This is a genomic window from Anoxynatronum buryatiense (genome assembly GCF_900182905.1).
Taxonomy (GTDB): domain Bacteria; phylum Bacillota; class Clostridia; order Peptostreptococcales; family Tindalliaceae; genus Anoxynatronum; species Anoxynatronum buryatiense.
In genome coordinates, this window is record NZ_FXUF01000025.1 from 18,125 (window position 1) to 28,654 (window position 10,530).

A 10,530-nucleotide genomic window follows, 5' to 3' on the forward strand; every position below is an offset into this window, starting at 1 on the left:
TTGCCTCCTGCCTTATATCTTCGCCAACAGGTCCGCCTTCAAAGGCTTCTGCCCTTCTCCCCTGGGTATCTCTATCCCCTGAAATTTTTCATAGTTCACTTTTACGCCGTCATCTAAGTCAATTTCTTTATACTGGCTGGCCACATGTGCAACCACCTGATCATACAGTCGGCATTCTTCCACTTTTTTAAGTACTGCGTCTTTCTGTTTTTTGGCTTTTGCCTTTTCACGACTATCTAAATCAGAATCCATCAACACGTCAAGGTGTTTGATTTCAGCTTCATATTTTTTCTGAAGAGGATGCAGGTATTCTGTTCGCACCCTGGCCACAGTGGAAGTGTCATAACGGTGCATGTAGATAAGTGCCTTGAACCCTTCATTTTTTCCGCTGTCAAACAACCAGTAAATGGGTCGCTTTTTGTAGATTCTTATATGGTCTTTGTAGAAATCTTTTAAGAAATATCTCCGAATAGTCTGTTTGGAGGATTCATTGTTTTTCTTCCCCAGGGTTTCAGCGATGTAATCCAGGTTATCATCCAGTGTAACTTCTCCGTAAGACGCCTTCAGAAATTCTACAAGACGGTTTGCCACATCATCTTCGTAATAATCTCCATCTACAATGGGAATCACATTTTCTCTGGCAAGGCTCAAAGATGATGGAACCCATCCAGCATCTGTCTTAACGTTCCAAATGCCGTCATTGATCTGATATGCTTCACTGAAATCGCCACCGGCATAGTGCAGCCCTTCAACATCCAGCGAATACCGTCCAAACATGCAGCCTACTGCATACGACAGAAAAGACTTAATTTCCCGTTCCCGGTCCGCTTTACGAATGGTGATGTCTTTGTCCTTCACCTCCGGTGTCAGTTCATCCTGCAAGCCATAGATTTCGATAAATATTCGGTTCAACTCCTCTTCATTAGCCTTTAATTGGTTAAATTGCTCTATTGTAAAGACTTCCCAATCGCAAAAAGAGGTGTCTAATAGATAAGCTCTGGATTTGCCTTCAAGGCCACTATTTATGGATGCTATAAATTTAAGTAATGGGTGTTTTGAATAATCCCATGATACTTCGTAAGAGTTCCAGTCAAAACGTACTAACTTAATGCAATCTAAAGAGATTCTATTGATCTCAGAATTGTTTTGTGGTTCCACTAATGGCAAATCAGCAATATCACCTACTTTAAAGTCAAGTGTTGGTGCAAGTATTCTTAACAAATCGTCAGCAATGACCGTATTTAAAAAAGACAAAATATAAATGTTATTCACTATATCTTTGCAATAATACGTGGGACCCTTTGAGTCTGATATAGTACCAATAGGGATATATCTCGCATTAAATTTCCCACTGCTAATAGAAGACCACCCAATACCTTCACTAAAAATATAGGCCAAATTATAATTGTGCGATCTAATTCTACCAGTATCATCCTTATAATTTCTAATCAACAACCCATCTCTTTCCCAATCAACAACATATTCTCTATTGCCATACCATTTACGATACTCTCCACCCTTGTTATAGGGAAACCATTTCGCCCGACTCTCAACGGCCTCTTTTCGTGTCGAAGAGTGAAACTGTATTTTGCAATTATTAACTTCATACCAATATTTAATAAATAAATCATTATTTGCTGTTGCCATTCCTTCTCTGGCTTCACCATAAGAGCTTAGCAATCTATTATCCTTAAATACACTGATTACTTTATCTGTTGCCCAATATGCAAGGTAGGAATTAGGTATGTTTTTGAAGAGTTTTTTATTTGTGAGGTAATAATTTTCCTTATTATGAAATGATAGCATTTTTTGCCTTGTGTTAGATGCATTAGTCAAATCAATATATACTCCAACATAATTAAGAACTCTTAACCTTCTTAGAGTAAACGCTACGGACTGAACAACTTCGCCACTTAGATCCTCGAATGTTTTTGAACCCAAATGCAACAGTGATTCAATGCTTTCATCATTAATAACCTTATCTCTTATTTTTTCGAATCGAGAAAGAAACATCCATGATTGCTGAGTAATCATAGAAACGAACTTTCCTTTTTTAGCATATCCAACACATATTTCAATGAAAACCGAATAAATATCTTGCTTGCATGTGGAATGGTTAATATCAATGTACGAAATTAATTCTGAGTTCATTCCTTTTCTTCCCATATACGGTGGATTCGTACAAACCACATCATACTTCTGACTCATCACCCTCGCTTGTGCCACTAAAGGCTTTACCCTCTCAACTATCATCTCCCGGTAAAGGCTGGGAATAACTCCGGAGTTAATCATCTCAATTCTATTATCAATCCAATCAAAATCAATGGCCTTAACGTCCAATATGGACCCAAATTCCTTGGCATCATAAAACACATCCAACAGGTATTTGATTTCCTGAAGCTTGATTTTTCTCTGCTTTTCATCTATCTGATCCTCCACCAGATCTTCCACCACACCAAAAGTAACACCGTTACTCTCCTGGATGGAAAAGAGATTCAGCTTCACGTTCTGGTTAAGGAATTTTCGGTTGCGACTCTGGGCTTTCATAATCACAGCAAAACAAGCCAGTTGACCAGCACGATCATCAATGTCCAGGCCAAAGAGATTTTTCTCCAGTATTAATGCGGGGATTTCTTTTTGGGAATAACCAGCCTTCAAGTAGATGTCATATAGCACATCAAAGGCATAGACCAAAATATGCCCGCTGCCCATGGCAGGGTCAAAAAGAGTGATGTCTTCAGGCTTAAGATTGGTCTTTTTCAGTGCATCCAGCTGCTGCTGCACTTCCGGCTCCTGCTCCGCCTCGTCCAAGCAATACTTCCACCCGTCTTTTAGTGTGTCATCCGGATGGGATTCCAGCCAGAGGCGTCCCAGGGAGTTTTCCACCATATACTTAACAATCCATTTGGGAGTGAAAAGCTGGGTGGCAGCAGGGATGTTCTCTTTAGTAATTTTTTGGTTATTCTTCAACCCTGCAAACACTTCGTCTTTCTTTTCTGAAATGTAATACTGATACAGCCAGCCGATAATTTCTATGCCATGCTCGCCATTATCCGGCTTTTCGACTTCATCCTTCAGTTCAATCATCCAGTCGTAAGGTTCGATGTTTTCCACCAGATCACGGATGACAGACCCTTCCGTTAACAGGTTATTCGGTAACAACAATTCTGTTTCATCTGCAATTTGCTCAAAAACCATAGGCATAATACGGCCCAGCTGGTTGCATTGTTTTACCAGGAGATACTTATAAAGGTCTTCAGTGTCATTGGCATCATTAAGTTTACGGATCAGCGATTCGTCCAGGTCCAAGGACTCCACCAAGTCAAAGGCATGCCGGATAACATCTGGCTCATAGCGGTCGGGGTCGTCGGATGACAAAACCCGGACACCAGTAGGCAGGTATTCATTAAGTTCCATAAACCGGAGGGCTGTGAATCGATTAAACCAAGTGTAAGCCACTTCTTCCATAACCTGACTATAGCTCTTCTGCTTTACTTGTTCCACCAACCGTTCCCGTTGTTTTAATTCATATTTTTTGAAAACACGGCTATTTGCCAACCCAATGATACGAAAACCGCCTTCAAAAACTTCTATTTCCTTGATTTCTTTATCGGTGATACCTACTTCGTAAGCTTTGTGGGAAACTGCCTCAATCATTTTGCGACGGGATCGGACGGCTACGTTTTTAATAGCTGTTTTATTCATGGAAGAACCTCCCCAGTGGTTATCTTAGCTTAGCTCCAGAATAGTGTTTTCTTTCAGCTGCTCTTTTAGCTGTTTGCGCAACTGTTCCAGCACCTTTTCAATGTCCGCTTCTGTTTCGATAGTGGTATTGCCCCGGTATAAGTCATTGATGGTAAGACGTACTCGGGTAACAACCGGTTTGGGTGGCAAAACAATATCCGGACCTGGGTCTTTAACCTCAGGCTTTCTGCTTTTCAGCTCCTGATCTATCTTTTCCAGACACTGCTGGCGGATGATGTTAGATTCTTCCTTCATAGCGATGATCTCGTTGAAGTTATTGGCTGTTTTCAGCTTCTCTCTCAGCCGTTGAAAATCTCGATGAAAATCGTTGTTTAGAGCATCATGTAGGCCGCTTTCTTCCATTTGTTTCTCGACTTGACACCAGTCATCCTGAATGGTCTGCTCTATGGGTTTGCTCCGCTCTTCCAGGAGTTGGGCAAATCGGAGATAAAACTGCTCCACGTGCCCCGGCAACTGTGCTATTTGATTGTAGGGGGCAGAATCTTGAACAATAGCTTTGATTTTATTGATGCATTCTTTCACTTCCTGGTCCATGATGTATGTGCGGTTTCGGTCATAGATCTTCACTTTTTCGACGGCATCATCAAAGTACTTCCTTTGGTTCTTAAAAAAGTTTTTAACATCGGCAGAGGTTTCTTCATATTCCAGTAAATCTTTTTTCTTTTCATAAACCCGCTGATAGAAAGTGGCAGGCTCTTTAATACCGGTGATTTCCTTCATCAAGGCTTTACCTTTGTCAAGGATGTCTTTTCCTGGGTAATGCTTTTGCTCATAGCGCACCAACAGTTCCCGGATATAGCTGAGCTCTTCAGATGCCTGTTCTTTGAAATTCCGCATCAGCCCATCCTCGTCACTGGGCATCATGGTTTTGCCAAAAACTTCTTTCATAAGAAAGCGTGCATTCTGTAACTGTTCCTTTGGTGTTTCCGTCCGTTTGCTCAGGAGAATTCGATCTACGGCGTCTTTCCTGGTCAGGTATTGGTATAGGTTAGGATCACCGTTTTCCAGAAAATCACCACCCAATTGAAGTTTAATCTTCTGATCACGGAACAGGCGTATCACAAGGCCACGGATATCATCCGGGAGCCATCCATAGGGTGGCCTCAGGTAATGATCAAGAACCCCTTTCAGTGTAAGGGGAATGTGTTGATCTGTACTAATGTTGATACGGTCCTGCAGATCATCCAGGGCCAGTTTGTTGGGTATTTCATCGCTGATGTCAAGAGTCAGTTGCCACTCATCTTTATATAGGAGATCTTGCAGGTCCTTACTGCCTTCAATAAACTGATTCACATAATGAAGCTTAGTGTATAACCCCTCAATGAGCACTTTAAGGCCTGTGTTGATTCTATCCACTACACTTTTGGATTTTATGTCCAGCTTTTGTGTATTCACGTAGTAATCTGCTTCCTGAAGAGCAAAGATTAACAATTGATTAAGTCGTTCTTTTCGTTCAGCTACTTCCCGAGATTTTCTGGCTTTTATTTCTTCATGGGTTTCTGTGGCAGCAGTACCGCCTTTTTGTTGAAGATATGCTTGTATCTTCAGAATGTTCTCCATCTCTTCCATGGCGCTCAAATCAGAAGGCAAATGAATGATAAGCTGCTTTTCACGGCTGGCCATCATTTTTAACTCACTTTCAGAAATGTCTAAACCCGCATCATAATAAGGGGTGAGCACTTTGACCCCCAACTCATGCTTTTGCGGTGCGATATAACGGTCGTCAATAATTTTGTTAAAATCAAAATGGTATCGGGTGTTATATCTAAATTTTTTTTCAGTGTAAAGGGCGTTGAAAATGATATCACCCACTTTTCCGATGACTTCGGAGGTGTCTACTTGCATGTTTTGGATTTCACGGTTTACGTCCTGCTCTTCATGGGTGAGAAAGATATATGCGCTGCCATTTTTCTGGATGAGGTTTTCTTTCAGCAGTCGGGCCAATGATGCTTCGACTTCTTTTTTCAGTTCAATCTTATCTTGTTCCATGTGACTTATCATCAGAGTAGCGATATTTTCCATGTTGGAAGGCATTTTTTCATTGACCCATTTTACAAGGAAGAGCACTTTCAGTACTTCAACGTCTCTGGAAGAAAGTCGGTCATTGTCCTCTGCATGAAGTACAACAGTGCGAATGTTATGATCAAGAAAAGCCTCTATGGTTTCAAAAAAGGCTGAGAAGGGAATTAACGTACCCACATTGCCATCAGCATATTGTATAGCCGCTTCCTGAAAAGCGCTAAGGAGTGATCTTTCGCCTTCGGACAGATGCTTACCGCTGGCACCGTGCTGGCGGACTGCTGTGAAAACTGACTGAAGTAATCGAAACTGGTAGGGAATAAAAGGATACACATCAATAAAATCATCCGAACTGGTATAGGTTTTCATCTCCGGCGTGTCACTGGAGAATGTAATGAGGTTTTTCAGAACGGCTTCATTGCCAGCATACACCAACTTCAACGTATCAGCGGCTACGTCTGTTTTTGCCAGAATGCGACGTTTAATTACTTCATCAACATTGGCACTGGAAAGACTGAGACGAGTATTAAATCGACCCTGAATTTTAGAAAAGTCATTACCTTTTACACGGGTAACAGTATCAATGTCCTGCTGGGAGGTGACTATGACCCAGGCTTTTCCACCACAGTGTGTTCCAAGATCTTCCACGACCGTCTGCAGGTTCAGCATCAGGCCAACATCGTCTCCAATATATTGGCCCATTTCATCAACTAAAAAGATAACGTGGTGTTCTTTTCCTTTAGATTCAATGTAATCACGCACCCGGGTAGCGAATTTCTCAACGCTAAGAGAATAGTTTTCATCTGCTTTTTTATACCATGAACGAGCAGATTCTGCTGACATGCGCGTGGTGTCGGCAAGGGCCTGGACAATGTTATCTTCCTCAAAATAAAAATCTTCACGGGTTTCTTGCCAGGTACTGTTTGAAAGTGCTTCATACCGAGATCGAAAGGCATCATAACTGCCTTCTTTCACCAGTTGCCGCTCCAAATCTGCCAGCCATGGGATAGACCCGCAAAAACCCTGCATTTCATCAAAGACTTTATTGAAAACACGTACGATGGATTCTTTGGTGGTCTTGGAATCAGCGTCTGATTTGGAGTCAATATTAAATAGAATGACATCCGAAGAAAGGCTACCGGCTTTCTGCATATCGGCACGCACCATGGGATCGCTTATTTTGTCATTAAAATAATTCACTGCAGTTTTTCCAGATACGGATTTATTTTCTAAAAGATAAGAGAGAATTTTAATGAAATGGGATTTACCACTGCCAAAGAAACCTGAGATCCAGACGCCCATTTTATCGGTGTGGTGATTGATGCTGGTTTTATAACTGTCGAAGAAAGTATTGAAATGGCGGTTTAATTCACGGGTGACCACGTATTCTTCCAACTCTTGTTGAACATCGGCTTCTTCTTTCTGGCCAATTTTGATAACTCCTTTTATATCCCGGTCAATCTTTTTGGAAAATAGGCTGCGTAATTTCATCAAGATTCCTCACCTGTCCTTTCTATCGTTCCACCAGTTTAAAAGCACGGTAATAATTTTGGTCGGAAATTTCTTCGAACAGGCGCAGTTCTTGCCCGGAGTAAAGACCCGGATAGAACATCACCAGAGGGACGTGATCCACTGCGGCGTGGAGTCGGTTAAGCACGCCGTGGGAACGAATAATGGGCCAGGCTTTTCCCACACCAGTTATGAACACCACGTTGTTTGGTTGAACCTGGTATTTGATGTGTTCCACTATAAGATCACTATCCTCATTGGCCAGACGGAGTGTTTTCTTGATGGGTGTCAGGATAGCTTCCGTTCCTTTCTGTGCCTCCATTTGAAACACTTTATCCAGATAGCCTTTTTCCTTTAATATGTTGACCATTACGTGAAAAAGGTCAAACTCTCGGATAGTGATTTCAGGGTTTTCCTGGCTGGTTTTTTTCTTGAGGAACTGGATGTGGTCACGAACAATTAGTTCATCCTTTGGATCATAGTCGAAGATGTAGTATCCGATTTCGTTTCCCAGACCTTTGTTTTCGCGAAAACGCTTATCCAAAATTAGATCAAGGATCTTGTCCAGTCGCTGGTAGATAGTTTTCATGAGTCCGCCCCCTCTCCCAGGATGGCTATTAAGTGCAATTTTTGGTCTGTTTTGCTTAGGTGCTTGGCTAATTCAGGATCAATGATAGGTGGTAGTATCAATAAGTCCTTCGATTTCTTCCGTGCATAGCCTGCATCCATTAGAATGCGTTTATATACTTGTTGGAGCTTGTAATGGGTATATTCGTTCCAGGCAGCAACTTTAGGACTCTGCTCCGATTTGTGCTGAAAAAAAATGCGAAAATCTGCTTCTGTAATTACCAGATCCCTTAATATAACCTTGTCCCGAACCACTTCCATCATAAATTCAGCAAATAATCGATCTGTTTTGACCACAGACAACAGCGCCACCTGTTTACTGGTTTCAAGTGGACCGGCAACAATCATTTTCAACAACGTCTCGTCCAGCACTTCTATTCTTTCTGTCAGGGTGGAAGCAACTTCCAGTTTTCTGGTTTCTGTTTTGAACAAAAATATGTTATCTTTCACAGACATACGAGTGATGTCTTTCAATTCATATCCTTCCAGAATAAGGCTTGAAGCCTTTTTTAACTCCAGATATAAAAAAGCCCGCGTTTTCAACGTGGTGCGATAAGGCTGATTTTTCACGCCAAATTCCTCTCTTTCAATAGATAAGATGGCCACTTTTTTATTATATCATTGATGTTTATCCCTGTAACCTGTTATTTCTGCTTGGTTGTTCGAATTGTCTGCTGTTTATTAGTTCCCTATTGTAATGGTAGAACAGTTCAATAAACAAAACTGGCGATACTGGTGTTATGCAGTATATAGTCTGGATACCATTTCACAAGAAAAAAACGCCCAATAAACAAGGCGCTTTTCTTCAATGCTTTTCGATATCATGCTATTCATTACTGACAGCATCAATATGATCGTTCATCAATTGAATAAATTTATCTATATCAACTTCTTTTCCTCTAAAAGTTAGTTTGCGGCTACCTTTTATTAAATTCTCAATCGAAATTTGATCAAACTTAATGTTCGCTGAGCTAAATACAATGAAAGGGTCCATTCCTAACGCATTAACTATCTTTTCAATATAGCTCAAGTCTATTATTGCTACTTGTTCATTCTCAATTCTTGTCAATGCCATCCGGTTTATTCCGGCTCGTTCTGCAGCTTCAACAATATTTAATCCTTTCTTTAGACGAGCAGTCTTTATCGTCTGTCCTATTGTTTTCATATTAGTCCTCCCCATTTGTTCTGATAAATAGCGCTTCATCTTCAGCAGATAATTGCTTTGAGTATTCAACTGATTTTGCAGTATTTATTAGATTATCCAGTTCAATTCCTAATCCTTCAGAAATTAATTCAACTGTAGTTAGTGTTGGTCGCCTTTTCCCGTTCTCAATCCTGTTAATGTTGCTTGCCGATACCCCTGATCTCGTTGCTAATTCTTGTAAGCTCAAGTTGTTTCTTTTCCTTGCATACAGTATAGCTGCTCCAATGTTTTTCGATATGATTCCTGTCCTTTTTGTCATCTGTAACCTCCTATTTATTGGTGATTTGATTTCCAAATCTACTAAACGTACTTATCCTATGGTATGCAATATATCCAGGTTATATTCCATCTGTAATAAATATGTGGTGCGAATCAAATCTTTTACTCATTTTTTGCGCAGATAACATAACTCGAACATTCCTTAGAAGTGATATCGTAAATTTTTTTAATGCTCATAAATGAACGAATCTGATAATTAGAATGTATATGCGTCAATGAAACATAAAATATGGCAAAGCTCATATTTGAGCATAATAGAAGTTATATTCTGAATATTCTTAACATTATTGTTCCAAATTGGTATAATATTGATTTAGGAGATGATAAAATGTTATCAGAATACTGTATATACTGGCCCGGATTTTTGGACCGGGATGGATATGGGCAAATTAGTAGCAATAAAGATGGCACATTAAGACCAACCAGACTAATACTTTCCCAAAAATTGGGCAGAGATATCCGTAAAGGTTGTGTAGCGCACCATACATGTTACAACAAACAGTGTGTAAATCCCTTGCACATTACGGAAGTAACAATAAAGGAAAACAAAAGAGATTCAAAGTATCAGGACCACCCGAATCTACCTGTCATTGAACTTACAAAGGAGGATGTATTCTTAATCCGTTACGTGTATAATCACCATAATCTCGATGGGTACAGTGATACTGAAAGAAGAGAGTTGCTGAAAAAACTTGTAGAAATTAAAGTAAGCGCAGGTGTATCACCCATCCCCGTACCTGACTTTGTTATAAATGTGATAATTGAGTACAAGTCCTGGGACTATATACACCTACCCAAAATTGATAGATTGCCTGCATTGCATAGGTTATGCGAATTAATTGGTGACAAATCCTGCGTATTTCCTGACTGGATAGGCGATGTCAGCAAACCAACAAGTGTGCAAAAAAACAACATTACAACATCTGCCCATAGAAAATCACTCGCGTTATTCTATTTAAATGATATATCAACGGAAAAAGTAGTTATGCATTCTTGTGACAAGCCTAAATGTATTAACCCATATCATTTAAGTCCGAATGTCAACGAATTTCTGAGCCACGTGCTGATGAATTTTTGAGCCATTGTGCTCGCGAATTTATGAGCCAATAGCTTCGTTACTGTCTTTG

The 10,530-nt window shown here is 40.4% G+C and carries 7 protein-coding genes; 1 reads left to right on the forward strand and 6 read right to left on the reverse strand.

Translation table 11 applies throughout. The annotated features are described in order from the left end of the window. Nucleotides 1-12: 12 nt before the first annotated feature. The 6 genes from pglX to QOL74_RS17975 form a co-directional block, all read right to left on the reverse strand. Nucleotides 13-3,705, reverse strand: coding sequence for a BREX-1 system adenine-specific DNA-methyltransferase PglX (gene pglX / locus QOL74_RS17950; RefSeq protein ID WP_283410883.1), 3,693 nt, complete (start codon nt 3,703-3,705; stop codon nt 13-15). A gap of 24 nt (nt 3,706-3,729) precedes the next feature. After that, nucleotides 3,730-7,275, reverse strand: a complete 3,546-nt coding sequence (gene brxC / locus QOL74_RS17955) for a BREX system P-loop protein BrxC (RefSeq protein WP_283410884.1) — start codon at nt 7,273-7,275, stop codon at nt 3,730-3,732. A gap of 22 nt (nt 7,276-7,297) precedes the next feature. Continuing rightward, nucleotides 7,298-7,882: a DUF1788 domain-containing protein gene (locus QOL74_RS17960; protein WP_283410885.1), complete on the reverse strand. Its 585-nt coding sequence runs from the start codon at nt 7,880-7,882 to the stop codon at nt 7,298-7,300. Continuing rightward, nucleotides 7,879-8,490, reverse strand: coding sequence for a DUF1819 family protein (locus tag QOL74_RS17965; RefSeq protein WP_283410886.1), 612 nt, complete (start codon nt 8,488-8,490; stop codon nt 7,879-7,881). Before QOL74_RS17965 ends, QOL74_RS17960 begins: the two co-directional genes overlap by 4 nt. Nucleotides 8,491-8,746: 256 nt before the next feature. Continuing rightward, complete coding sequence (locus QOL74_RS17970) at nt 8,747-9,085, reverse strand: helix-turn-helix domain-containing protein (RefSeq protein WP_283410887.1); 339 nt, start codon at nt 9,083-9,085, stop codon at nt 8,747-8,749. A 1-nt stretch (nt 9,086) separates the two neighbouring features. After that, nucleotides 9,087-9,383 carry a helix-turn-helix domain-containing protein gene (locus QOL74_RS17975; RefSeq protein ID WP_283410888.1) on the reverse strand — a complete coding sequence of 99 codons (297 nt, stop codon included), beginning with the start codon at nt 9,381-9,383 and terminating at the stop codon, nt 9,087-9,089. A gap of 249 nt (nt 9,384-9,632) precedes the next feature. Between QOL74_RS17975 and QOL74_RS17980 the strand changes: the two genes are divergently transcribed. Then, nucleotides 9,633-10,481, forward strand: coding sequence for an HNH endonuclease (locus QOL74_RS17980; protein ID WP_283410889.1), 849 nt, complete (start codon nt 9,633-9,635; stop codon nt 10,479-10,481). Nucleotides 10,482-10,530: the final 49 nt, after the last annotated feature.